The sequence below is a fragment of the Pararhizobium capsulatum DSM 1112 genome, assembly GCF_030814475.1.
GTDB lineage: Bacteria > Pseudomonadota > Alphaproteobacteria > Rhizobiales > Rhizobiaceae > Pararhizobium > Pararhizobium capsulatum.
This window is the reverse complement of sequence record NZ_JAUSVF010000001.1, coordinates 2,863,463-2,886,942: the sequence shown is the minus strand read 5'-3', so window position 1 is coordinate 2,886,942 and position 23,480 is coordinate 2,863,463. Positions and strand designations below refer to the sequence as shown.

At 60.6% G+C, this 23,480-nt stretch carries 22 protein-coding genes and 1 riboswitch; of the genes, 14 read left to right on the top strand and 8 right to left on the bottom strand.

Going from position 1 to position 23,480, the window contains the following annotated elements:
* Positions 1-4: 4 nt before the first annotated feature.
* The gene (locus QO002_RS14040) at positions 5-703 is read left to right on the top strand and encodes a ferredoxin (RefSeq protein ID WP_307230672.1); all 699 of its coding nucleotides are present in this window, start codon (positions 5-7) and stop codon (positions 701-703) included.
* 61 nt (positions 704-764) lie between these two features.
* A complete protein-coding gene (locus QO002_RS14035) occupies positions 765-1,517 on the top strand; it encodes a phosphodiester glycosidase family protein (RefSeq protein ID WP_307230670.1) in 753 nt (250 codons plus the stop codon).
* A 9-nt stretch (positions 1,518-1,526) separates the two neighbouring features.
* On the opposite strand, the gene QO002_RS14030 is transcribed toward QO002_RS14035, so the two are convergent.
* The gene (locus QO002_RS14030) at positions 1,527-1,862 is read right to left on the bottom strand and encodes a hypothetical protein (RefSeq protein ID WP_307230668.1); all 336 of its coding nucleotides are present in this window, start codon (positions 1,860-1,862) and stop codon (positions 1,527-1,529) included.
* 77 nt (positions 1,863-1,939) lie between these two features.
* Between QO002_RS14030 and QO002_RS14025 the strand changes: the two genes are divergently transcribed.
* Positions 1,940-2,062, top strand: coding sequence for a hypothetical protein (locus QO002_RS14025; protein ID WP_307230666.1), 123 nt, complete (start codon positions 1,940-1,942; stop codon positions 2,060-2,062).
* Between the two features lie 35 nt (positions 2,063-2,097).
* Here the strand turns inward: QO002_RS14025 and bmt are convergent, their stop codons facing one another.
* From bmt to QO002_RS14000, 5 genes are all read right to left on the bottom strand, one after another.
* Positions 2,098-3,114: a betaine--homocysteine S-methyltransferase gene (gene bmt / locus QO002_RS14020; RefSeq protein WP_307230663.1), complete on the bottom strand. Its 1,017-nt coding sequence runs from the start codon at positions 3,112-3,114 to the stop codon at positions 2,098-2,100.
* A gap of 96 nt (positions 3,115-3,210) precedes the next feature.
* Positions 3,211-4,551 (bottom strand): O-antigen ligase family protein, encoded by a 1,341-nt coding sequence (locus tag QO002_RS14015; protein ID WP_307230661.1) that lies wholly within the window; start codon positions 4,549-4,551, stop codon positions 3,211-3,213.
* Between the two features lie 229 nt (positions 4,552-4,780).
* A complete protein-coding gene (locus QO002_RS14010; RefSeq protein ID WP_307230658.1) occupies positions 4,781-5,824 on the bottom strand; it encodes a quaternary amine ABC transporter ATP-binding protein in 1,044 nt (347 codons plus the stop codon).
* Positions 5,817-6,725 (bottom strand): ABC transporter permease, encoded by a 909-nt coding sequence (locus QO002_RS14005; RefSeq protein ID WP_307230656.1) that lies wholly within the window; start codon positions 6,723-6,725, stop codon positions 5,817-5,819. The genes QO002_RS14010 and QO002_RS14005 overlap by 8 nt, the downstream gene beginning before the upstream one ends.
* Before the next feature lie 265 nt (positions 6,726-6,990).
* Positions 6,991-7,989 (bottom strand): ABC transporter substrate-binding protein, encoded by a 999-nt coding sequence (locus QO002_RS14000; RefSeq protein WP_307230654.1) that lies wholly within the window; start codon positions 7,987-7,989, stop codon positions 6,991-6,993.
* A gap of 21 nt (positions 7,990-8,010) precedes the next feature.
* On the opposite strand from QO002_RS14000, the gene QO002_RS13995 reads away from it, so the two are divergent.
* Entirely contained in the window at positions 8,011-8,301 is a 291-nt protein-coding gene (locus QO002_RS13995; RefSeq protein WP_307230652.1) for a hypothetical protein, read from the top strand.
* A 458-nt stretch (positions 8,302-8,759) separates the two neighbouring features.
* On the opposite strand, the gene QO002_RS13990 is transcribed toward QO002_RS13995, so the two are convergent.
* The gene (locus QO002_RS13990; RefSeq protein WP_307230650.1) at positions 8,760-8,903 is read right to left on the bottom strand and encodes a hypothetical protein; all 144 of its coding nucleotides are present in this window, start codon (positions 8,901-8,903) and stop codon (positions 8,760-8,762) included.
* A gap of 244 nt (positions 8,904-9,147) precedes the next feature.
* On the opposite strand from QO002_RS13990, the gene QO002_RS13985 reads away from it, so the two are divergent.
* The 5 genes from QO002_RS13985 (at position 9,148) to cobO (ending at position 17,604) form a co-directional block, all read left to right on the top strand.
* A complete protein-coding gene (locus tag QO002_RS13985) occupies positions 9,148-10,602 on the top strand; it encodes a cobyric acid synthase (protein ID WP_307230648.1) in 1,455 nt (484 codons plus the stop codon).
* Positions 10,603-10,651: 49 nt separating this feature from the next.
* Positions 10,652-11,018: riboswitch (cobalamin riboswitch) on the top strand.
* Positions 11,019-11,166: 148 nt separating this feature from the next.
* Positions 11,167-11,691 carry a bifunctional adenosylcobinamide kinase/adenosylcobinamide-phosphate guanylyltransferase gene (gene cobU, locus QO002_RS13980; RefSeq protein ID WP_307230646.1) on the top strand — a complete coding sequence of 175 codons (525 nt, stop codon included), beginning with the start codon at positions 11,167-11,169 and terminating at the stop codon, positions 11,689-11,691.
* A gap of 2 nt (positions 11,692-11,693) precedes the next feature.
* Positions 11,694-12,767, top strand: a complete 1,074-nt coding sequence (gene cobW, locus QO002_RS13975; protein ID WP_307230644.1) for a cobalamin biosynthesis protein CobW — start codon at positions 11,694-11,696, stop codon at positions 12,765-12,767.
* A gap of 276 nt (positions 12,768-13,043) precedes the next feature.
* A complete protein-coding gene (gene cobN, locus QO002_RS13970) occupies positions 13,044-16,946 on the top strand; it encodes a cobaltochelatase subunit CobN (protein WP_307230642.1) in 3,903 nt (1,300 codons plus the stop codon).
* A gap of 19 nt (positions 16,947-16,965) precedes the next feature.
* Entirely contained in the window at positions 16,966-17,604 is a 639-nt protein-coding gene (gene cobO / locus QO002_RS13965) for a cob(I)yrinic acid a,c-diamide adenosyltransferase (RefSeq protein ID WP_307230640.1), read from the top strand.
* A gap of 12 nt (positions 17,605-17,616) precedes the next feature.
* On the opposite strand, the gene QO002_RS13960 is transcribed toward cobO, so the two are convergent.
* Positions 17,617-18,402: a TSUP family transporter gene (locus QO002_RS13960; RefSeq protein WP_307230637.1), complete on the bottom strand. Its 786-nt coding sequence runs from the start codon at positions 18,400-18,402 to the stop codon at positions 17,617-17,619.
* A 378-nt stretch (positions 18,403-18,780) separates the two neighbouring features.
* Here QO002_RS13960 and QO002_RS13955 point away from each other — a divergent pair, with 378 nt between their 5' ends.
* From QO002_RS13955 to cbiB, 5 genes are read left to right on the top strand one after another with little or no spacing between them, the layout of a single operon-like run.
* Complete coding sequence (locus QO002_RS13955) at positions 18,781-19,335, top strand: cobalamin biosynthesis protein (protein WP_370878490.1); 555 nt, start codon at positions 18,781-18,783, stop codon at positions 19,333-19,335.
* Positions 19,335-20,174, top strand: a complete 840-nt coding sequence (gene cobA / locus QO002_RS13950; RefSeq protein ID WP_307230635.1) for a uroporphyrinogen-III C-methyltransferase — start codon at positions 19,335-19,337, stop codon at positions 20,172-20,174. The genes QO002_RS13955 and cobA overlap by 1 nt, the downstream gene beginning before the upstream one ends.
* Positions 20,171-21,469, top strand: a complete 1,299-nt coding sequence (locus tag QO002_RS13945) for a cobyrinic acid a,c-diamide synthase CobB (RefSeq protein WP_307230633.1) — start codon at positions 20,171-20,173, stop codon at positions 21,467-21,469. The genes cobA and QO002_RS13945 overlap by 4 nt, the downstream gene beginning before the upstream one ends.
* Entirely contained in the window at positions 21,466-22,494 is a 1,029-nt protein-coding gene (gene cobD / locus QO002_RS13940; RefSeq protein WP_307230631.1) for a threonine-phosphate decarboxylase CobD, read from the top strand. The genes QO002_RS13945 and cobD overlap by 4 nt, the downstream gene beginning before the upstream one ends.
* A complete protein-coding gene (cbiB, locus tag QO002_RS13935) occupies positions 22,491-23,474 on the top strand; it encodes an adenosylcobinamide-phosphate synthase CbiB (protein ID WP_307230629.1) in 984 nt (327 codons plus the stop codon). The genes cobD and cbiB overlap by 4 nt, the downstream gene beginning before the upstream one ends.
* Positions 23,475-23,480 lie beyond the last annotated feature (6 nt).

The following is a 23,480-nucleotide window of genomic DNA, read 5'->3' as shown; positions in this document are numbered from 1 at the left end:
CGAAATGACCGGCCCGGACACCCTTCATGACGACCTCGAAAATCTCCGTGCGGCGCTCAAACCGCACGGTCTTTTTTTGCGCGGTGTGCTTGATGTGGAGGATGGCGATCCTGTGCCGTTGCTCGAAAGCGGCAAGCGGGCAACGAGTGTCGTTTTGATCGGCAATATCGGCGGCTCGCTTTGGCCGCCGTTCGAGGCATGGTTGGGAAAACAGACGGGCAACGGCGGAGAGCATCCGCTGGACACCTGGTCCAAGGCGGTGCTGACCCCGGTGTCTCTTCGCTTCGGAGCAACCGCCTATTTTCCCTCCGATCCGCCCTGGCAACCATTCCAGCGCTGGGGGATGCAAGCCGAGGGATTGAAGCCTTCGCCGCTCGGTATCCTCATCCATCCCGTCTACGGCCTTTGGCATGGCTATCGCGGTGCCTTCGGTTTCGATCGTTCGATCGGGGACATCGCTGAGACGACGGGTCACCCTTGCGACAGCTGCTTTGAAAAGCCCTGCCTGTCGCACTGTCCCGCCCATGCGATAACCACGGTGGGCTTCCAGCTTCGGCCGTGCCGCACGCATCTTAGAAGCCCGGCCGGGGAGGCCGGCTGCATGCAGTCCGGCTGCCTTGCGCGCGAGGCCTGTCCTGTCGGTGCCGCCTATCGTTATCCGCCGGAACAACTCAGATTTCACATGGCTGCACTCGATCGTTGATACGCCTAGCTTTTGCTGTCTTCCTTTCCCATGGTCGATACTCCAGCAACAGGGCATCGACATGATTCGCCTCCTGAGTCTCGGATTTGCCATGGCCGTTCTCGCCGCCACCGACATTGCTCACGCGGCCTGCGAGACGGTCGTTCACCTCGGCCAGCCCTACGCCGTCTGCCGTTTCGATCCGGCGAAAGACAATCTCCGCATCTTCCTTCGGGGGCGGGACGGCAAGCCCTATGGCGGCTTCGTTCCCTTGGTCGAGGATTTGCGCCGCGAGCATGATTATCCGGTCTTTGCGATGAACGGCGGCATGTACGAAGCCGATCTGAGTTCGGTTGGCCTGCTGGTCACCAATGGCGTCGAGCGCAAATCGGCGGCGCGGGGCAATGGCTGGGGGAATTTTTACCTGAAGCCGAACGGCGTCTTTTTCATCGAAGGCAAGAAGGCCGGGGTGCAGGAAACGGAAACATACCTGTCAGCAGGCCTCAGGCCGGATTTCGCCACCCAGTCCGGGCCTATGCTGGTGATCGACGACAAGCTGCATCCCGCCTTCCTGCCGCAAAGCGACAGCCTGCAGATTCGCAACGGCGTCGGCGTCGATGCCAAGGGCGATGTGCTGCTTTCCATCTCGCTGGAGCCAGTACGCTTCCACGATTTCGCGACATTGTTTCGAGACACGCTCAGCTGCCCGAACGCGCTCTTTCTAGATGGCTCGATTTCAAGCCTCTATGCGCCGGCTTTGAATCGCTACGACAATGCGCACCCCATGGGGCCGATCATCGCCGTCACCCGCAGAATGCCTGGCGCACCGCACTAACTTATGGTCTCACGCTTCCGGATAAGCCCGCTGCAGCCCACCAGAGCGCACGTGGCCATTGCGGAAGGCCTGGTAGGCTGCATGTTGGCCGGAGTGGGCGACTTCCATAAGCCGAATCTGCAGGCGGGCAGGGGCGGTTGTGCCCAGCCACTCGCCCAGCTTTTCGAGCTTCAGCGAATTGAGGAAGCGACCGGCGGAAGCAATGTCGAGATGGCGATAAAGTCCTTCCAGCAGAGGATCGTCCTGCAGTGGATTCTGCATCAACAGCTCGATATAGGACCGGTCCGGTTCGGCAAGTGCTGCCAGCTTTCCGGCAACGGTATCGCGATCGGGCAGGGCGTTCATGCACGTTTCCTCGTCAGTTCGCCTGCAGTCTCGTCGGTGCGGAAGGGAGCGGTGCGCGGCAGCGCCGGCACGTTGATATGATCGCGCAGGAGCAGCAGCTCGACACCACCTCCCAGCTTGCAGGCTATCTGACCGACTGTATCAGACCAGGCCTGAAAGATGGCTATGTTCGATTCTTTCAGGCGGCAATTTCCGCCTGAAAGAAGATCGGGCTCAAATAAGCTATCGAGCCAGCTTAGCTGCGGCGACGGCTGCCACGCTCGCGCGCAGGTGCCGGGGGAGCCTCATTGGCGGACTTGTTGCGCAGCGGACCGATCCGCTCGATGATCACGTCCAGCGTCGGCCGAGTTCCCGCCTCGTAGTTGTCCAGCGCACCGCGCATCGCGGCCAGATGTTCGCAGGACGTGCCGCAGCACCCCCCGATGATGCTCGCTCCCGCGTCGCGGGCGAGGCGGGCATAGTCAGCCATCAGCGGCGGCGTACCGGAATAATGGATCTCCGAGCCGCGGAATTCCGGAATGCCGCAATTGCCTTTAACCACGACGATGGCGTCCGGATCGGCGCCAGTCATGTCGAGCAACGACGACAGGATGTCGGAAGCGCCGACGCCGCAATTGGCACCGACGGCAACAGGGCCTTCGCCGATATCCTTGGCAACACCATGAATATCCTTGGGGTGCAGGCCCATCATCGTCTTGCCGGCGGTATCGAAGGAGCCGGTATAGACGTAGGGCAGGCCGACCTTGGTGGCGGCCTCGGCGGCAGCGCGAATTTCATCCGGCGACGACATGGTTTCAATCCAGGCGACTTCGGCTCCACCGGCCTTCAAACCTTCGATCTGTTCGACGAAGGCTGCAACCGCATCCTCATAACTCATGGCACCGAGCGGAATGAGCAGCTCGCCGGTCGGGCCGACGGAACCCGCGGTGATGACCTTGCGGGGCGCGTTGTCGGCAACGGCACGGGCGATTTCCGCTGCCCGACGATTGAGCTCATGAACACGGTCCTCGGCCTTGTGCAGCTTGAGGCGCTGGCGCGTTCCACCAAAGGAGTTCGTCAGGATAATGTCCGCGCCGGCGTCCACGAAGTCCTGATGCAGCTTGGTGATGTTCTCGGGCTTGGCCTCGTTCCACAATTCCGGTGCCTCGCCGGCCTCGAGACCCATGGCGAAGAGCGACGTGCCGGTGGCGCCATCAGCCAGCAGGACGCCTCTGGCCGCGAGGAGGTCGGAAAGCGGATTGGACTGAGGCATGACGATGTTTTCCCGATACAAAGAAGATGCAGATCATATAAAGATATCTTTATGTGATTGCAAGACTCGGGATCGAGGAGCCGCGACCAGGCTTGCTCAGTTGCGCACTGTTCTGCGGGAAAGCATGCTGAGACCGAAGACCCCCAGGACAAACATCATCCAGAGCGGGTCGGCGCGCGCGAGAATGAAGGCCTCCAGCATGCCGACATAGGTCATCAGGACCACGACCATCATGAAGAAGTCGGCAAGGTGCCGATTCTCAGGGTGCTTGTAGGCGCGGCAGTAGTCGCGCATTGGCTTGAGGGTCAGGATCAGGATGACCACGAGTCCAGCCGGGATTCCGAAATAGAGAAACGCATCGAGATATGAGTTGTGGCCCGAGACGATACCGCGCACGTCCCAGCTGGCTTCATAGTTCGGCTCCTGCCGCGCCACGACCGGTGTCAGCCAGAAGCTGAAAGTGCCAAAGCCGGTCCATGGTTGCTTCATCAGGTTCTGGATGCCGAAGATCCAGATTTCGTCACGACCGGTGAAGGTGGAATCTTCGATAATCGCTTTGGTAATCGGCACCATCCTCGGAAAGATGACGGTGCCGATGGTGAGCATTCCGATTGCCATGAAGAGCAGCATATGCACCGCAACGGTGAACAATGGTCGCCCTGTCGCACGGGTCAGAAACACCGTCATGATGGCAAGCGGAAGAAAGCCGATCGTTGTCTTTGATTGGGTGTGGAGCACGAAAATGATAGCAAGCAGCGTGATCGCGGGGCCGCGCCAGCGAAGGCCGCTACGCCAGCAATAGATGCCGAACATCGCCAGCACCGAAAAAATCGGTGCGGCGTAGTTCTTGTGCATCAGGTGTCCACGCCAGGAACCTGCGTGCCAGGGTTCGCCGCCGGCTGCGGTATGGATAGCTGCGTCGGGTATGATGACGAGTGCCGCATAGTCGATGAGGATCAGCAGCAGCACGGCATTGGCCGCGGCATTGACGAAATCCCGCTCGCGGCGCGGCAGCAGCACGACGCCGGCAACCGGAATGGTCGCAATCAGGGTCAGGAGAACGCCGCGAGTGGCCGCATCCGGCAAGTAGGCGCGCTGCGCGGCCCAGAAGGCGATGGCGATGATGATGAACCAGCTCGGTGAGATGGCGCTGATCAGCACCCGCCTGTCGACAAAAGCGAGCATGGAAAAGAGATAGATCGCCCCCAGGGAGAGATACCCGACCTGATTGACGATATTGCCGTCTGCGCTTGGCGTTGTCTCTGCAAAGCTCGCGCCCTGGAACGGGGTAAGCGTCAGCAGAATAACGAAAAGGCCGAAGGCGGACAGGCAGGCGGTTGCGGCATTGATCAGGCGTTCGCGTGCAGTGTCACCCGTGTCGGAGGGAACGGAATGGGCGATGTAGCCGGTCGATGTTGTTGCGAGAATTTGCGCCATTGGATCGCCGATAGGTGCCGGAGGGCTTCCGGTGCTGTTCGCGTCCGTCTCCGCCATGGTGCAGGAATCACAGGACGATTGATGCTCAGACAATGAAAGAACTTGGTTAATCAATGCTGAAGGTTGTTCCTGGCACTCCTGGAAGCGAGAATGCCGGTCAAAAGAAAACCCGCCCTCGGGGTGATTGCCAGGGCGGGCTTGTTGACGTTCAAAGCGTTGACGGCAGCCCTCAGGCCGCCTTCTGCTCGTGGCTGACCGGGGTCACCATCGAAGCGATGATGGTGGCAAGATCGAGAAAGCCAAGCGGCTTGCCGTCGGCATCCACGACATGAGCCGAGGACGTTTTGGCAAAGGTCATGGCGCGGGCCGCGCTCTCGAGCGGTGTTCCAAGCTGGAGCGCAACGCCTTGAGGGGCCGAAGTCAGGGGCATCATGATGGTTTCGACATTGATCACGCGCCCGCGGTTCACTTCCTTAACGAAGGCTGTGATGTATTCATCCGCCGGGTTGAGCACGATCTCCTGGCCGGTCCCCTGCTGCACCACCTTGCCGTCGCGCAGGATGGCGATCTTGTCGCCAAGGCGCAGCGCCTCGTCGAGATCGTGTGTAATGAACACGACCGTCTTCTTCAGTTCCTTCTGCAGGTCGAGAAGCACGGTCTGCATATCGACGCGGATCAGCGGGTCAAGTGCCGAATAGGCTTCGTCCATGAGCAGGATGTCGGCATCATTGGTCAGAGCCCGGGCAAGGCCGACGCGCTGTTGCATACCACCGGAAAGCTGGTTCGGGTAATGGTTCTCGAAGCCCTGCAAGCCAACACGCTCGATCCAGCCTTGTGCCCGCTTACGGCTTTCTCCATCTGAAACGCCCTGAATTTCCAAGCCGTATATGGTGTTTTCGATGACTGTCCGATGGGGCAGGAGCGCGAACTTCTGGAACACCATCGCCGTCTTGTGGCGACGGAATTCACGCAGGTCGTTCTCGTTCATCTTGCAGACGTCGACGCCATCATAGAGGACCTCGCCGGCCGTCGGGTCGATCAACCGGTTGATATGGCGGATCAGCGTCGACTTGCCTGAGCCGGAAAGGCCCATGACGACCATGACACCGCCTGCCGGCATCGAGATGTTGATGTCCTGGAGGCCAAGCACGTGCCCATGCTTTTCATTGAGTTCCGCCTTGCCCAAGCCGTTCTTCACGGCATCGACATAGGCTTTGCCGTTCGGGCCGAAGATCTTGTAGAGCTTCTTTACCTCGATCGCGTGACTAGCCATGAATGATCTCCGAATGCTTCTGCAGCCGGCGGCCATAGGCCTGGCTGGTACGGTCGAAAATGATGGCGATCGCGACGAGTGCGAAGCCGTTCAGGAAGCCGACAGTGAAGAACTGGTTGTTGATCGCCTGCAGCACGTTCTTGCCAAGCCCGCCGACGCCGACCATCGAGGCGACGACGACCATCGCCAGCGACATCATGATGGTCTGGTTGATGCCGGCCATGATGGTGGGAAGCGCAAGCGGCATCTGTACGTTCTTCAGCTTCTGCCAGCCGGAGGAGCCGAAGGCGTCCGCCGCTTCCAGCACTTCCTTGTCGACCAGCCGGATACCCAGATTGGTGAGGCGGATCATCGGTGGCACTGCGTAGATGACGACTGCGATCAGGCCCGGCACCTTGCCGATGCCGAAGATCATGACGACGGGAATGAGGTAGACGAAGCTCGGCATCGTCTGCATCACATCGAGGATCGGGTTGATGATGGATTGCACTCTATCGGAGCGCGCCATAAGGATGCCGATGGGAATACCGATGAGAATGGCAATCAACGTACAGACGGTGACCATTGCGAGCGTCACCATCGTATCGTTCCACAGGCCAAGCAGCCCGATGACGAACATGGAGACAGCAGTCCCGATGGTGATCCTGATATTGCGACTGCCGAAATAGACGATTGCCACCATGACCAGAAGGATGATCGGCCAGGGTGAGCTGACGAAAAGCCGCTCAAGGTAGTTCAAAAACCACTGCAACGGCTGCACCATTGCGTCGATTATATCGATATAGCTTCGGACGAGTGCCTTGAAGCCGTCATCAATGCTCTTACGAGCCATACGGATCGATGTGTCGCTGATGGCCGGAAATTTACATATGAAGCCTGGCAGTACGTCGCACAGTGCCATTCCTGTCCCCTTTAATTACACCGGAAGTTTATTGGCCGGTTGCATCGATCCGTGCGGCTCCCGGCCGTTTGACCTCTCCTGCATCCGACAGCACTGGGAAGCTTCTCTGGTTTCCCTTCGTGCAATTACTTTCTGGCATGATGAGCAGCCTGATCATGCTCGGTTTGCGACGTTTGCGTTTTTGACAGGGTAAAAATGCCCTGCAGCGCTTTTCCTGATGCCGCGGAAAGTCCCGGTCGGGTTGGCCCGACCGGGTTCGGTTGTATTAGAGAGCAGCCTTGATCTTCTCGGCGACATCAGGAGCGACCCACTTGGTCCACATGTCCGGATAGGTCTGGAGGAAATATTTGGCGGCATCTTCGTTGGTGCCCTGGTTGTCGCCCATCCAGGCGAGAACCTTGCCGACCGTGCCGTTATCCCACTGACGGGTCTTCATGTAGTCCATGGCGACGCCGGCCTTTTCGGAGAACGCCTTGGTGACGACGGTGTAAACGTCAGATACCGGATAGGAGTTGACCTTTGGTGCCGGGCAATCCGGAACAGCGGTGCAGGCGTCCCACTCGGCCTTGTTGTGCTCGACGCCGAAGGAGAGCTTCGTCATCTCGTACTTGCCGAGGATGGCGGTTGGCGCCCAGTAGTAGCCAAGCCAGCCCTGCTTCTTTTCGAAGGCGTTAGCAATCGAGCCGTCGAGACCTGCTGCCGAACCGGTATCGACCAGCGTGAAGCCGGCCTTTTCCGCTTCGGTCGCCTTGTAGAGATTGGCGGTCGAAACCTGGCAATTCCAGCCCGATGGGCAGTTGTGGACGGCGCCCTTTGACGCGTCTTCCGGTGCGGGGAAGAGTTCCGGATGCTTCAGGGCGTCCTGAACAGTCTTGATGTCAGGATGCGCGTCGGCGAGGAATTTCGGAATCCACCAGCCTTCAACGCCGCCTTCGGAAAGCAGCGGAGCAGCCTGGATCAACCGGCCTTCGGCAATTGCCGCGTCGAGCGCGGTGCGAACGGAGTTGACCCAGAATTCCGGAGCAACGTCCGGCTCGGCCTTTTCGTTCATGGAGGTGAAGGTTGGCATGGTGTCGCCGGTCACCAACGTGACCGTGCAGCCGTAGCCGTTTTCGAGAACGAACTTGTCGACCTGCGCTGCCACGCCTGCCGACGCCCAGTTCATTTCCGCAATGCTGACGTCACCACATTCCGCGGCCTGTGCCGATCCGGCAAGGGCATAGAGACCAGCGGCGAGGAAAGTGGAAGCAAGAAGCTTCTTCATGTTTAAGACCTCCCAGTCTTAATGCAGTCATCGATCAAAGGATCATCCGGGATACTGCACGTCCCGGTCATCCAGTCGCAAAGGCTGTTGCAGATGGATAAAAACCGGCGGATGCGCGGCTGTTCATCGCCTGCGACGACACTGGAGATATTGTTTTCTGGTCGCTGCACTCAGCCGCAGACCTTTTCTCTTCTTGCCGTTGACGGCAGCGTAAGTATTCCACAGCAGAAATCAACCACCGCGCAGTTCCGCCTTCCGCATGATGGATCGAAGGCATCGGTAAAACAGCGCGTGCAAGTTGTTGAATTATAACGCTATAGCAATTTTTTTGGGCAAAAGCCCGGCTTTCGGGCGCAATTTTAGGGCTGGCTCATAATGTTGCGGGAAGGCCTGTTTCAATGCAGGCAGATAGTGTCCCGTATGCGCCCCGGCATGATTTTTTACGTGGCAGAAAAAAATCTGAAAAAATCGAAAAATTCTTGACCGGGGGTGCTCTTAATAACGATCCGGTAACCCTGTGGGGCTAATTGTCGTTCTGCGGCGGGGGACACTCGCTGCCCGACCGGATCAGGTATTGCGTCCCGGGCGGTGTGTTGACGACAGTGTCGTCACGCCATGCGTTTTTTGGCAGACCGCACGCTTCCCAGTCCGGACGTGCGGTTTTCGCATTTTAGCGCCGTCATATTCATCAACGAGCGTTGTTCGTCGACAGGCGCAAAAAGGCCACGCTGGGGCCTGGACGCGGCACGAATTGCTCTTACGAAAAATGCTTAGCCAACACTGCGTGTACGCACGAAGCCGAGCGGGCCGAGCGGCGCAGACATCTCGGTGTTGCGAACGCGCGACTGGCTTGTCGGTACGCAGGAGTTCCAGGCGATCTGGACGAAGTTCGGCTTGGAGAAAATGAACAGCATGGCAGTTTGACCTTGGGTGAGGGCGATTGCGCCTCGTGATTTCGATGGCGTGCATATACGCTCGCCTATACCGAAAACAAAGATCAAATTCGCCGCAAAATGTCGTTTTTTGAATACTATGCAAACATTGCATGGCGCGGTGATTGAGGTGCCTGATTTTGCGGCATCGGATGTTAGATATGGTGGCTAAATTGCGGCAGAATATGACTTTTCACGGATATGCATGGGTGCTAGGAAAATAGTCATGACCAGATCGATCATGCTCCAGGGGACCGGCTCCGATGTCGGAAAAACGGTACTCGTCGCCGGGCTCTGCCGGCTCGCTTCCAATCGCGGCCTGAAGGTCGCTCCGTTCAAGCCGCAAAACATGTCGAACAACGCGGCCGTGTCCGACGACGGCGGCGAAATCGGACGGGCGCAGTGGCTGCAGTCCATGGCCGCGCGCATCCCGTCCTCGGTGCACATGAATCCGGTATTGTTGAAGCCGCAATCGGAGACCGGCAGCCAGATCGTCGTCCAGGGGAAGGTGGCAGGTGCCGCCAAGGGACGCGACTATCAGGCATTGAAGCCGCAGCTGATGGGCGCGGTCATGGAGAGCTTCGAGACAGTGAGTGCCGGCGCCGATCTCGTCATCGTCGAAGGGGCGGGTTCGCCGGCAGAGATCAATTTGCGCGCCGGCGATATTGCCAATATGGGTTTTGCCGTCAAAGCCAATGTGCCGGTGGTGCTTGTGGGCGACATCGACAGGGGCGGGGTGATCGCCTCGCTGGTCGGCACCCATGCCATTCTGCCGGAGGAAGACCGGCGCATGATCAGCGGCTATCTGATCAACAAGTTCCGTGGCGACGTGTCGCTTTTCGACAGCGGGCTTATCGCAATCGAACGCTTCACCGGCTGGCCATCCTTCGGCGTCGTTCCGTGGCTGAAGGCGGCTGCGCGACTACCGGCCGAGGATTCTGTCGTTCTGGAAAGGCTGGCAAGAGGGAAGGGAGCGGCCTTGAAAATTGCCGTGCCGGTTCTCGCCCGCATCGCCAACTTCGACGATCTTGATCCGTTGGCCGCGGAGCCAGATGTCGATCTTGTCTTCGTGCGCCCGGGCAAACGATTGCCTGCCGATGCCGGGTTGGTCGTCATCCCCGGTTCCAAGGCGACGATCGCCGATCTCGCGGATTTTCGCACCCAAGGTTGGGACCTCGACCTCAACGCCCATGTCCGTCACGGCGGTCACGTTATCGGCATTTGCGGTGGCTATCAGATGCTGGGCGATCGTGTCACCGATCCCCATGGCATTGAGGGGCAGGTGCGCGAGGTCGCGGGCCTTGGCCTGCTGTCCGTCGAGACCGAGATGGCGCCGGAAAAGACCGTTCGCAATTCCCATGCGTGGTCGACAGTCCATGACGTAGCGCTGAGCGGCTATGAAATCCACCTCGGCCTGACCACCGGCATCGATACCGAACGCCCCGCCGTGCTGATCGACGGCCGGCCGGATGGGGCCGTCTCTGCTGACGGGCGCATTTCCGGCACGTATCTGCATGGCCTGTTTTCAAGCGATGCCTATCGGGCCGCGTTGCTGCGCAGCTTCGGCATCGAGGGCGGTGGCTCGAACTATCGCCAATCCGTGGATGCGGCATTGGATGATGTGGCAGCGGAACTCGAAGCCGTTCTCGATCCCCGTTGGCTCGATGGCCTGATGGGGTAGGACCAGTCACACCAGCGCTCTCGTCATTGACTCGCTTTTGCCGAAAGCCTAATCATCAGCCATGGATGGTTCCCGAAACGCCTTGGTGTTTCGGGAGTAAATGGGAATGTGAAGGGATGGACCCAAGCCGGGCATCCTCATCGCAGCCGACCCCGCGACTGTAGAACGGTCAGGGTCCGCCATCCGGCAAGGACGGCACTAACGATGAGGCCGCATGGTGCGGTCGTCGTTTTTTCAATCCTTTCCGGAAAAGCCACTGGAGACTGTCGCGATCAGCCGGGGTGGGACGCCTCTTTTTCTACGAATCGTCCGCCTTTTCGCAAGCAGATTTCTCCGGGAAGGTGAGGTGGACCCGTTTGCGTCTTTTGGCGCATCGAGCCGTGAGCCAGGAGACCTGCCGTCCTAAAGGGCTTTGGCCCGACGATAGGGAGCGCCGCTCCCGACGCCAGCACGGAGGTTGTCATGGCTCTTGAGATTTTTGCGCACCCGCGCTCTGTGTTTTTTCGCGTTGTGAGCAGGAATGCGTCACGCCGTTCGCCGACGGCGCGGGGCTGAGGATCGCTCATGACCTCCAAGGCAACCGGCGCCGTCCTGGTGCTCGGCGGTGCGCGTTCCGGCAAATCCGCCTTCGCTGAGGATCTGGTCGCGGAAAGCGGGCTTGAACGCCATTACATCGCGACCGGACGCGCTTGGGATGACGAGATGCGCGAGCGTATCGCCGCCCATCGCACCCAGCGCGGCGAGGGCTGGACAACGCATGAGGAGCCGCTGGATCTCGTCGGTCGGCTTGCGGAAATTGACGCGCCGGGCTGTGTCGTTCTCGTTGATTGCCTGACGCTGTGGGTTACCAACCTGATGCTCGATGAGCGCGATATCCCAGTGGAATTTGCGCGTCTGGTCGATCTGCTGTCGTGTCTCGAGGCGCGCGTTGTTTTCGTTTCCAATGAAGTCGGTCTCGGCATCGTGCCGGAAAATCGCATGGCGCGCGACTTTCGCGACCATGCCGGACGGCTTCACCAATCTGTCGCGGCGCGTTGCGTCGAGGTGTATTTTATCGCGGCCGGATTGCCGCTGAAGATGAAGGGTTGATCATGACTTCCAAATCCACGCCATCTGCCGCCCACGGCAAGATCCCCGCAACGGTCATCACCGGCTTCCTCGGCGCCGGCAAGACGACGATAATCCGCAACATCCTCGAAAACGCGCAGGGACGCCGCATCGCTCTCATCATCAACGAGTTCGGCGACCTCGGCGTCGATGGCGACGTGCTGAAAGGCTGCGGTGCTGAAGCCTGCAGTGAAGACGACATCATCGAGCTCACCAACGGCTGCATCTGCTGCACCGTCGCGGACGATTTCATCCCGACCATGACGAAGCTGCTTGAGCGCGAGGGTCGCCCGGACCATATCGTCATCGAGACCTCCGGCCTGGCGCTGCCACAGCCGCTGATCGCCGCCTTCAACTGGCCGGATATCCGCACGCAGGTCACTGTCGATGGGGTGATCACCGTGGTCGATAGCGCTGCCGTTGCCGCCGGTCGTTTTGCCGATGATCATGACAAGGTCGATGCGCTGCGCGTTGAAGACGACAAGCTCGACCACGAAAGCCCCATCGAGGAACTGTTCGAGGACCAGCTCACAGCTGCCGACCTGATTGTCCTCAACAAGACCGACCTTCTCGATTCCACCGGTCTTGCCTTCGTCCGCAGGGAAGTGGAATCGCGCACCAGCCGCAAGCCGACAATGATCGAGGCGAAAAACGGTGAGGTTTCCGCCGCCATCCTGCTCGGCCTCGGCGTCGGTACTGAAAACGACATAGCCAACCGCAAGTCCCATCACGAGATGGAACATGAAAACGGTGAGGAACACGATCACGACGAGTTCGACAGCTTCGTCGTCGAGCTTGGCGCGATCACTGATCCGGCCGCGTTTATCGGTCGCCTGAAGGACATCATCACCACGTACGACATCCTGCGCCTCAAGGGCTTTGCCGATGTTCCCGGCAAGCCGATGCGCCTGCTGATCCAGGGTGTCGGCAGCCGCATCGACCAGTATTTCGATCGCGCCTGGGGATCGAGCGAAACCCGCGGCACACGCCTGGTCGTCATCGGACTGCACGACATGGACGAGCAAGCCGTGCGTGGGGCGATCGCTGCTGCGGTTTGATCTGATGCGCAGCGCGTCCCTCCCTTTATCCTCGCGCCCATCTCTCCCTCCCCGGGCAGGGTTATCGCAGGACGTGGGGCTTGCTCCCCCTTCTCCCGAGAGGGGAGAAGGTGGCGCACTGCACTGGATGAGGGAGAGCCTCGGGCTCGGAATGTGCCACACCACCCCCTCATCGCCTCGCATGGGCTCAGCCCTTCTCCCCGCAGGCGAGAAGAGGGAAATTGCGGTCGCCGTCCTTGCTTCATGGGCAATGGCGCAGCATCCCCGGAGAATGCAATGCATCTCCTCCTAGCCCAGAAAGGCACCATAGCCGATGGCGAGGAGGCGATCGATCTCGGCCAGTCGCCGGGCGATATCCTTTTCCTGTCTGCTGCCGATACCGAGCTTGCCGCCGTCGCTGCGGCCTTCCGGGGACGTCATGGCGGATCGAGCCTTCGCGTCGCGAGCCTTCTCAGCCTAAAGCACCCGATGTCTGTCGACACCTACGTGCAACGCACCGCCCGGCATGCCAAACTGATCGTGGTGCGGGCGCTCGGTGGGGCGAGCTACTTTCAATATATGCTGGAAGCATTGCACGCCGCTGCCGTCACCTATCGTTTTCAGATCGTGGTGCTGCCGGGTTACGACAAGCCAGATCCTGGGATCGAGCAATTCTCGATGATTGCATTGACGGATCGCGATGCGCTCTGGGCCTATTTCACCGAAGGTGGCACCGACAACATGGCCCGCTTCCTCGCCTATGCCGAGGCACTGGTATCCCGAGGCGAGAAGCCTGAGCCCGCGGCGCCACTGCTGAAGGCCGGCATCTGGTGGCCCGGTGAGGGCGTGATCGGCGTGGAGGTCTGGAAGTGGCTTATGCGTATGCGGCGTCCGCCCCCCTCTGCCCTGCCGGGCATCTCCCCCTCAAGGGGGGAGAATGGGCCGAGTGGTCGCGTCCTGCCGTTCTCCCCCCTTGAGGGGGAGATGCCCGGCAGGGCAGAGGGGGGTAAACCTTCCGCGAACTCAGACCGTCCGCTCGTCGCCATCTGCTTCTACCGCGCCCTCGTCCAGGGCGGTGAAACCCGCCCGGTCGAAGCCCTGATCGCGGCTCTCGAAGCCGAGGGCATGCGAGTGCTACCGGTCTTCGTCGCGAGCCTGAAGGATTCTGTCTCGGTCGGCACGCTCGAATCGATCTTTGCGGATGCGCCGCCGGATGTGGTGATGAACGCCACCGGCTTTGCCGTCTCCGCGCCCGGCGCCGATCGCAAGCCAACAGTGTTGGAGGCTTCTGGCGCGCCCGTCCTGCAGGTTGTCTTTTCCGGCTCGTCGCGCGCCGCCTGGGAGGCATCCCCGCAGGGACTGATGGCGCGCGATCTGGCGATGAATGTCGCGCTGCCGGAGGTCGATGGCCGCATTCTCTCTCGTGCTGTCTCTTTCAAGGCCGCCGCCATCTATGATGAAGCGGTCGAAGCCAATATTGTCGGCCACGAGCCGCTCGATGATCGTGTCCGCTTTTCCGCACGACTTGCAGCCAACTGGGCGAGGCTTCGTCGCTGTACGCCGGCAGAGCGGCGCATCGCCATCGTCATGGCGAACTATCCCAATCGTGACGGGCGTCTTGGCAACGGCGTGGGCCTCGATACGCCGGCCGGCACCATCGAAACGTTGCGGGCCATGTCCTCGGCCGGGTATTCCGTTGTTGATGTTCCCGAAGACGGTGATGCGCTGATGCGCCACCTGATGGCCGGGCCGACCAATTCAGCAGACAAGACCCGCGAGATTCGCGAGACTTATTCTTTAAGCGATTACAAAGCGTTCTTCGGGTCGCTTCCGGAGCAGATTCAAGCAGAAGTGACCGCCCGCTGGGGCAGGCCGGAAGACGATCCCTTCGTCCTCGGTGATATCTTCGCCCTGCCGCTCTCACGCTTTGGCGAAACGCTGGTCGGCATCCAGCCGGCGCGCGGCTACAATATCGACCCGAAGGAAACCTATCATGCGCCGGACCTCGTGCCGCCGCATGGCTATATCGCCTTCTATGCCTTCCTGCGCCAGAGCTTCGGCGCCGATGCGATCATCCATATGGGCAAGCATGGCAACCTCGAATGGCTGCCGGGCAAGGCGCTGGCCCTGTCGGAAACTTGCTATCCCGAGGCGATTTTCGGGCCGACGCCGCATCTCTACCCATTCATCGTCAACGATCCGGGCGAGGGCACGCAGGCCAAGCGCCGCACCGCCGCCGTCATCATCGACCACCTAACGCCGCCGTTGACCCGCGCCGAAACCTACGGCCCGCTCAAGGACCTCGAAGTGCTGGTCGATGAATATTACGACGCCTCCGGCAGCGACCCGCGCCGGCTGCGCTTGCTCAGCCGCCAGATCCTCGATCTCGTCCGCGATATAGGCCTCGACGCCGATGCTGGTATTTCCGCCGGTGACACGGAGGACAAGGCGCTGGAAAAGCTCGATGCCTATCTTTGCGACCTGAAGGAAATGCAGATCCGCGATGGCCTGCATATCTTCGGCATCGCGCCAGAGGGGCGGCTTCTTGCCGATCTCGCCGTTGCTTTGGCACGCGTGCCGCGGGGTCAAGGCGAGGGGCGGGAGCAGAGCCTGCAACGGGCAATAGCCACCAATGCTTGCCCACGAAACGGCGACACCGCCTTCGATCCGCTCGATTGCGCAATGGCTTCACTATGGACCGGTGATCGCCATCCGCTGCTTCAGGCGGTTTCTGACGCGCCCTGGCGTACCGTCGGCGATACGGTAGAGCGCATCGAACTGCTGGCGATAGAGTTGGTGGGCGGCACGGTTGCTTGCCCCGTGGAATGGCAGGACACCAACACCGTTCTGGGCGAGGTGCATGAACGCATCATGCCCTCCATTGCTCGTTGTGGCGCTGCCGAGATGGAAGCGCTGTTACAAGGTCTTGACGGTCGCTTCGTCGCACCGGGGCCATCAGGTGCGCCAACGCGTGGTCGGCCGGATGTTTTGCCGACTGGTCGCAACTTCTATTCCGTCGACAGCCGCGCCGTGCCAACACCTGCGGCTTACGAACTCGGCAAGAAGTCTGCCGAACTCCTGATACGACGTTATCTGCAGGATCATGGCGAATGGCCGACGTCCCTCGGCCTCTCGGCCTGGGGCACCTCGAATATGCGCACCGGCGGCGACGATATTGCCCAGGCGCTGGCGCTGATCGGCGCAAAGCCGCTTTGGGATATGATGTCGCGCCGCGTCACCGGCTACGAGATCATTCCGCTGGCGTTGCTCGGCCGCCCGCGCGTTGACGTAACCTTGCGCATCTCCGGTTTTTTCCGCGATGCCTTCCCGGAGCAGATCGCCCTGTTCGACAGCGCCGTACGCGCCATCGGCGCCCTAGAAGAGGATGATGCCGACAACATGATCGCCGCGCGCATGCGCGCGGATGCGGCGAGCTTTGTGGCAGGCGGCATGGCAGAGAAGGAGGCGGCCCGCAGCGCCTCCTACCGCGTCTTCGGCACCAAGCCCGGTTCCTATGGCGCAGGCCTTCAAGCCCTGATGGACGAGGATGGTTGGAAGGATCGATCCGATTTTGCCGAGGCCTATCTCACCTGGGGCAGTTACGCTTACGGCGCGGGCGAGGACGGGCGTGCGGAGCGCGGTCTCTTCGAGACGCGGCTCGGCTCAATTGAGGCCGTCGTCCAGAACCAGGACAATCGCGAGCACGATCTTCTCGACAGCGACGATTATTATCAGTTCGAGGGCGGGATGAGCGCCGCCGTCGAGAAACTTGGTGGCAGCCGTCCGACGATCTATCACAACGATCATTCGCGGCCGGAAAAGCCGGTCATTCGCTCGCTGGAAGAAGAGATTGGCCGCGTGCTGCGCGGTAGGGTCGTCAACCCGAAATGGATCGAGGGCGTCATGCGCCACGGCTATAAGGGGGCATTCGAAATCGCCGCGACGGTGGATTATCTCTTCGCCTTCGCGGCCACCACCGGCGCGGTGCGCAGCCAGCATTTCGAGGCCGTCTATCAAGCATTCGTGGCGGATGAGCGCGTTCGCGGCTTCATGGAAGACAAGAACCCCGCGGCGTTGCGCGAAATGAGCGCACGGCTTCTCGGGGCCATCGACAGGGGCTTCTGGTCGCCACGCTCCAATTCGGCGCGTTTCGATCTGGCAAGCTTGTCCGGCGCCACTCCGGAATTGATAAGCAATTGAAGAATTGAGGGAGACGACGATGAGCGACGAACAGAGCCAGGAAACCGAAGTCGTGCATGACGACGCGCGTCACGCGATGAAGATGGCGAAGAAGAAATCTGCCCGCGACAAGATCATGGCGACCAAGACTGACGGGAAGGGCCTGATCATCGTCAACACCGGCAAGGGCAAGGGCAAGTCGACGGCCGGCTTCGGCATGATCTTCCGCCATATCGCCCATGGCATGCCTTGTGCAGTCGTGCAATTCATCAAGGGCGCCTGGGAAACTGGCGAGCGCGATTTGATCGAAAAGCATTTCAGCGATGTCTGCCAGTTCTACACGTTGGGCGAGGGCTTCACCTGGGAAACCCAGGACCGAGCCCGCGATGTCACGATGGCGCACAAGGCCTGGGACAAGGCCAAGGAGCTGATCCTCGACGAACGGAACTCCATGGTCCTGCTCGACGAGATCAACATCGCGCTGCGCTACGATTACATCGACGTTACCGAGGTGGTGCGCTTCCTGAAGGAGGAAAAGCCGTACATGACCCATGTCGTGCTGACCGGGCGCAATGCCAAGGAAGAGCTGATCGAGGTTGCAGATCTCGTGACCGAGATGGAGCTGATCAAGCATCCCTTCCGCTCGGGCATTAAGGGGCAGAAGGGCGTCGAATTCTGACGCGCGTACCTTTTAAACCCCGAGCCAGATCCGTACGGGATGGCTCGGGTCAGCCAGCAGGCGAACGGCAAGCGCCAGCGACGTAATCACCAGTAGCGGCTTGATGATGCGCGCCCCGATCCTCATTGCGAAGCGCGAGCCGACCTGGGCGCCCAGGAACTGGCCGATCCCCATGATGATGCCCACTTTCCAAAGCACGACGCCATAGGCGAGGAAGACGCAGAAGGCGCCAAAATTCGAACCGAAATTCAGGAACTTGGTATGCGCGGTGGCCTTCAGCACGCCGTATCCGGCAAGTGACACGAAGGCGAGCATGAAAAACGAGCCCGTGCCCGGACCAAAGACGCCGTCGTAGAAGCCGATTGCCGGCGCAAGCGTCATCGAAAACAGGAAGGGTGTCATCCGGCTGTGCCGGTCAATGTCGCTGATGCTTGGCTTGAAGGCGAAATACAGGGCGATGGCCGCAAGCAGGAAGGGCAGGACCGCCTTCAGCACATCGCCCGGAACCACCGTCGCAAGCAGCGCGCCGAAGGCCGAGCCCAGTGCGGACATGAACACCATCGGCAATTGGCCACGCAGATTGACATGGCCACCGCGCGCATAGGCGATGCTTGCCGAGCCCGATCCGAAAAGCGACTGCAGCTTGTTGGTGCCGAGCGTCTCCAGCGGCGGGATGCCGGCGAGAAGCATGGCCGGAATGGTGATCATTCCCCCGCCGCCCGCAATGGAATCGATGAAGCCGGCAAGAAAGGCGGCGATGAAAAGAAAAAGAATGACGTGATAGGTCAGTTCGAACAAGAGCGGGTCTGCCGGCAGTGCGAGGAATGATCTGTACTCGTGCTTTGGCAGATAAATAGCAAAGATGCAAAGCGCTCACACCCGGTTTTCTTTGTCCGGCAAGAAAATCGGGTGGCCCAGTTCCGCTTCTGCTGGGATAAGGCCGCTCGCGGTAAATCGTCAGCCATGCCGTTGATACTGTGGCATATGACGCAATCAAGTTTGACCCGTCATGGTCGAGACGGTAGAACCGGAACACATGCGATAGCGTCCGCTTGGCGGACCGGAAAGATGCCTGATGTGGCCGACCTTGTAGGAGGGGCTCGCTATCAGGGCTGTCGAGGCGGTCATCAGCATAAAGCGGACGCTTCGCATGCGGGTTTTCTTGGGAGCGCGCAAATGGCTGAGCATAGTGATGCCCGAATGGTACCGTCGCCGGAGCTTGTGCTCGGGATCGGCTGCGAACGGGGCGCCGACCCTGCTGAGATTATTTCCCTTGCAAAGTCGGCGCTCGATCGGTGCGGACGCCCGGCGCGGGACGTCATGCTCGTCGCCTCGATTGACACCCGCGCATCCGAGCCGGCGATCATCGCGGCTGCTCGACATTTTGGCGTACCGTTACGGTTCTTTTCCGCAGCGGTGCTCGAGGCTCTGACCCCGCGTCTGGCCAATCCCTCGGCTCTCGTCTTTGCCTATACGGCTTGCCATGGCGTTGCCGAGGCGGCGGCGCTCGCTGGCGGCGGCGAGGTGGCGAGGCTTGTCGTTCCCAAGCTGAAATCGCATCAGGCGACAATCGCGATTGCCGAATCTTCCCAGAGTGTTGTTGCCGCCGGCTCAGAGATCGAATCGACTATCTCACAAAGTGATTCAGGTGCGCCATCCCTTCCAAACGACATGCGGTCAAGGGAACAAGCGGCTGGCTTATCCGCGATGCTCCTCGAAGGAGCATGCTGATGGAGAGTCTGTTCAAATCCCTGCCGATCATCGAAAAGGGCAGCGTCTGGCTGGTCGGCGCCGGCCCGGGAGATCCGGGGCTGCTGACGCTGCATGCCGCCCATGCGCTCTCCCATGCTGATGTCATCGTCCATGATGCACTCGTCAACGAGGACTGCCTGAAGTTTGCTCGCCGTGGTACCACGCTGGAATTTGCCGGCAAGCGCGGCGGCAAGCCGTCGCCGAAGCAGCGCGATATCTCGCTGCGTCTGGTGGATCTGGCGCGTCAGGGCAAGCGCGTGCTGCGGCTGAAGGGCGGTGATCCATTCGTCTTCGGACGCGGCGGCGAGGAAGCGCTGACACTGGTCGAGCACGGTATTCCGTTCCGTATCGTGCCCGGTATCACCGCGGGTATCGGCGGGCTCGCCTATGCGGGCATTCCGGTGACCCATCGGGAGGTCAATCATGCCGTCACGTTCCTGACGGGCCATGATTCTTCCGGTCTGGTGCCGGATCGGATCGATTGGGAAGGCGTGGCCAGGGGCTCTCCCGTGATCGTCATGTACATGGCGATGAAGCACATCGACCAGATCGCGCGCAACCTGATGGGCGCTGGCCGCCGTGCGGATGAACCCGTGGCCTTCGTCTGCAATGCCGCCACGGCGCAGCAGACGGTTCTGGAGACGACGCTCGGCAGCGCTCACGCCGATGCTCTCGCGGCGGGCATCGAGCCGCCTGCAATCGTGGTCGTCGGCGAGGTTGTCCGGCTTCGCTCTGCCATGGATTGGCTGGGCGCATTGGAAGGGCGGATACTCAGCAATCGCGATTTGCCGAACCGTTTGCTCAAGGATCCCGCATGAGCGGCGTCCTTATCGCTGCGCCATCTTCAGGTTCCGGCAAGACGACAGTGACGCTTGGCCTTCTGAGGGTCTTGCGCGATCTTGGCATTTCGCTTTCCCCGGCGAAGGCAGGGCCTGACTACATTGATCCTGCTTTTCACGCGGCCGCTTCCGGAGAGGCATGCACCAATTATGATCCCTGGGCGATGCGTCCGAACCTGCTTCTTTCGCAGGCTGAGGCTGGAATGGCAGATGGAAAGCTTCTTCTCGTCGAGGCGATGATGGGGCTCCACGACGCAGCGATGGACGGCCGCGGCGCACCGGCCGATCTTGCGGCCACCCTTGGCCTGCCGGTGATCATGGTGATTGATTGCTCGAAGATGGCCCACTCTGTTGCGGCCATGGTTCGGGGATATGCGCTGCATCGAACCGATATCGATGTCGCAGGCGTCATCTTGAACAAGGTCGGAAGCGAGCGTCATGAGGCGATGTTGCGTGGCGCTCTTAAGGCGATCGGCATGCCGGTCCTTGGTGTTCTGCCTCGCGATGACAGGCTGACCATGCCCGAGCGGCATCTGGGCCTGGTGCAGGCGCAAGAGCATGCAAGCTTGGACACTTTCATCGATGGTGCGGCGGCACTGGTCCGCGCCGGGGTTGATGTTGATGTTATCCTGGAAATAGCCGGAACAGCCCACCGAGGCACCGGCGTCGAGACGACGGGACTTGCGCCGCTTGGTCAAAGGATCGCCATTGCCCGCGATGTCGCATTTTCTTTCCTTTATCCGCATCTGCTGGACGGGTGGCGGCGGCAGGGCGCTGAGCTCACCTTCTTTTCCCCGCTCTCCGATGAGACGCCTGCGAACGATGCCGATGCAATTTATCTTCCGGGCGGTTATCCGGAGCTTCATGCGGGGCAACTGTCAACCGCTTCCGGCTTTCGCGCAGGCATGGAGGCGGCGCGCGGAGGCGGCGCTCTGATCTTTGGCGAATGCGGTGGATATATGGCTCTCGGCGAGGGGCTTGTCGCCGCCGATGGTGAACGTTACGAAATGCTCGGTTTTCTGCCGTTGGAAACCAGCTTTCTCACGCCACGGCGCCACCTCGGCTACCGGCGCGCGCAGCCGCTCGACAACCGATTTTTTCAGAGCCCCCTGATGACGCATGAATTTCACTATGCAACGATTGTTTCCGAAGGTGCCGCTGATCGCCTGTTTGCCGCCACCGATGCTGCCGGTAACGCGCTAGGAGAGGTTGGCCTTTGCCGTGGCGCAGTCGCGGGCTCGTTCCTGCACCTGATCGATCGGCCCGAACCATGAGTACCGCGCCGATCGTCCACGGCGGTGGCATAGCTGAGGCTGCTGCGAGGTTCGGCGGGCGCGTTGAAGACTGGCTCGACCTTTCGACGGGCATCAATCCCAATCCGGTCGGTTTGCCGGATATCCCAATGAATGCTTGGCATGGATTGCCGGACCGTCATCTGACCGAGGCAGCGACGGGTGCTGCCCGCCATTATTACCGTAGCGTCGTCACGCCGCTTGCCGTGCCCGGAACGCAATCCGTCATCCAGCTGCTGCCGCGGTTGCTTTCAGCGGGGCGGCGAGCGGCGATTTTCGGACCGACCTACGGGGAGTACGGCCGGGTCCTGCGCGCTGCCGGATATCCCGTCGACGAAATTGTGGATTGTGCTGGGATATCGCCGGAGCATGCGCTGGTCATCGTCGTCAATCCGAACAATCCAACGGGGCGGATGTTCGATGCTGATGTCCTGTTGTCGATCCTTCTGCGTGTGGAGGGTCATGATGGCATGCTTCTGGTTGACGAGGCCTTTGGCGACACCCAGCCCGAAGCAAGTGTCGCATCCATGGTTGACCCTGCGGGGAGGCTTGTCGTCCTTCGGTCGTTCGGGAAATTCTTCGGCCTTGCCGGCCTGCGGCTCGGCTTCGTCATCGCCCCGGATGCGGTCACTGTATCGTTTCGCGAATGGCTGGGTCCTTGGGCCGTTTCCGGTCCGGCGCTGGTGATCGCGGCTGACCTGATGGGCCGCGAGACGACGACCATTGCCGCTGCCATAGCCGAGCGCAAGCAGAGGCTGGATGACATCCTGTTGGCCGCGGGACTACCGATTGTGGGCGGCACGCCGCTTTTCACTCTTGTCGATCATCCTCGCGCCGGTTCGCTGCACACAGCGCTTTGCCAATCCCGGATACTGACCCGTCGCTTTGACTACGCGCCGACATGGCTGAGAATCGGGCTTTCCCCGGATGTCAAAGGTGATGTGCGTCTGGCCCATGCGCTGCACGAGTTCGCTTGGGCGCCCCATGTGGGAGCGAGCGGACATTGACGATGATGTTGCTCCTTGTTCTTGCGGCCGGAATCATCATCGACCGAAGGATCGGCGATCCCGACTGGCTGTGGCGCCGGTTTCCGCATCCTGTCGTCTTGTTCGGCCATGCCATCGGCTGGTTCGATGCCACCTTGAATCGCAAGCGCTATAGCGACAATGCCCGCCGCGCGGCTGGGGTCGCGACGATCCTGTTGCTGCTCGGCGCCAGTCTTCTGATCGGTGCAGCCCTTCACCGGCTGTTTCTCTGCCTCGGTGTCTTTGGCTGGTTGCTGGAGGCGCTGCTGGTCGCTGTTTTCCTGGCGCAAAAGAGCCTTTCCGATCATGTTCTTCGAGTCGCCCAGGGCTTGCGAAATGACGGCCTTGCCGGCGGCAGGCGTGCGGTTTCAATGATCGTTGGCCGTGATCCGGAGACGCTGGACGAGCCAGCCGTCTGCCGCGCGGCAATCGAAAGTCTCGCGGAGAATTTCTCCGATGGTGTCGTGGCGCCCGTTTTTTGGTACGCGCTTCTCGGCCTGCCGGGATTGCTCGCCTACAAAATGCTCAATACTGCCGATTCGATGATTGGCCATAAAAGCCCGAAATATCTCGCTTTCGGATGGGCATCCGCAAGGCTGGATGATGTTGCCAATCTGCCGGCAGCGCGCCTTTCTGCTTTTTTGGTTGCGATCGGTGCCTGGATGCGTTTTGGCAGGATTAGGGCGCGCGATGCCGTGGCGACGACGCTACGTGATCACGGGCTTCATCGTTCGCCCAATTCCGGCTGGCCGGAGGCAGCCATGGCCGCGGCCCTCGATATCCAGCTGGCAGGCCCGCGTATCTACAGCGGATCTCGGGTTGACGAGCCGATGATCAATGGTTCCGGACGGTCGACCGCAACTGCATTAGACATAGAGGATGGGGTGCAGGTCTTCGGTGGTGCCTGCAGCGCGATGTTGGCGATCGTGCTTGTCACGGCTTCGTTGATAGCCGTATTTTAACGATCG

Excerpts from the sequence above, each read along its gene's own strand:
- QO002_RS14040 (WP_307230672.1), top strand. The coding sequence starts at position 5 with ATGACCGGCCCGGACACCCTTCATGACGACCTCGAAAATCTCCGTGCG.
- QO002_RS14035 (WP_307230670.1), top strand. The coding sequence starts at position 765 with ATGATTCGCCTCCTGAGTCTCGGATTTGCCATGGCCGTTCTCGCCGCC.
- QO002_RS14030 (WP_307230668.1), bottom strand. The coding sequence starts at position 1,862 with ATGAACGCCCTGCCCGATCGCGATACCGTTGCCGGAAAGCTGGCAGCA.
- QO002_RS14025 (WP_307230666.1), top strand. The coding sequence starts at position 1,940 with ATGATCGCGCAGGAGCAGCAGCTCGACACCACCTCCCAGCTTGCAGGC.
- bmt (WP_307230663.1), bottom strand. The coding sequence starts at position 3,114 with ATGCCTCAGTCCAATCCGCTTTCCGACCTCCTCGCGGCCAGAGGCGTC.
- QO002_RS14015 (WP_307230661.1), bottom strand. The coding sequence starts at position 4,551 with ATGGCGCAAATTCTCGCAACAACATCGACCGGCTACATCGCCCATTCC.
- QO002_RS14010 (WP_307230658.1), bottom strand. The coding sequence starts at position 5,824 with ATGGCTAGTCACGCGATCGAGGTAAAGAAGCTCTACAAGATCTTCGGC.
- QO002_RS14005 (WP_307230656.1), bottom strand. The coding sequence starts at position 6,725 with ATGGCACTGTGCGACGTACTGCCAGGCTTCATATGTAAATTTCCGGCC.
- QO002_RS14000 (WP_307230654.1), bottom strand. The coding sequence starts at position 7,989 with ATGAAGAAGCTTCTTGCTTCCACTTTCCTCGCCGCTGGTCTCTATGCC.
- QO002_RS13995 (WP_307230652.1), top strand. The coding sequence starts at position 8,011 with ATGCAGTCATCGATCAAAGGATCATCCGGGATACTGCACGTCCCGGTC.
- QO002_RS13990 (WP_307230650.1), bottom strand. The coding sequence starts at position 8,903 with ATGCTGTTCATTTTCTCCAAGCCGAACTTCGTCCAGATCGCCTGGAAC.
- QO002_RS13985 (WP_307230648.1), top strand. The coding sequence starts at position 9,148 with ATGACCAGATCGATCATGCTCCAGGGGACCGGCTCCGATGTCGGAAAA.
- cobU (WP_307230646.1), top strand. The coding sequence starts at position 11,167 with ATGACCTCCAAGGCAACCGGCGCCGTCCTGGTGCTCGGCGGTGCGCGT.
- cobW (WP_307230644.1), top strand. The coding sequence starts at position 11,694 with ATGACTTCCAAATCCACGCCATCTGCCGCCCACGGCAAGATCCCCGCA.
- cobN (WP_307230642.1), top strand. The coding sequence starts at position 13,044 with ATGCATCTCCTCCTAGCCCAGAAAGGCACCATAGCCGATGGCGAGGAG.
- cobO (WP_307230640.1), top strand. The coding sequence starts at position 16,966 with ATGAGCGACGAACAGAGCCAGGAAACCGAAGTCGTGCATGACGACGCG.
- QO002_RS13955 (WP_370878490.1), top strand. The coding sequence starts at position 18,781 with ATGGCTGAGCATAGTGATGCCCGAATGGTACCGTCGCCGGAGCTTGTG.
- cobA (WP_307230635.1), top strand. The coding sequence starts at position 19,335 with ATGGAGAGTCTGTTCAAATCCCTGCCGATCATCGAAAAGGGCAGCGTC.
- QO002_RS13945 (WP_307230633.1), top strand. The coding sequence starts at position 20,171 with ATGAGCGGCGTCCTTATCGCTGCGCCATCTTCAGGTTCCGGCAAGACG.
- cobD (WP_307230631.1), top strand. The coding sequence starts at position 21,466 with ATGAGTACCGCGCCGATCGTCCACGGCGGTGGCATAGCTGAGGCTGCT.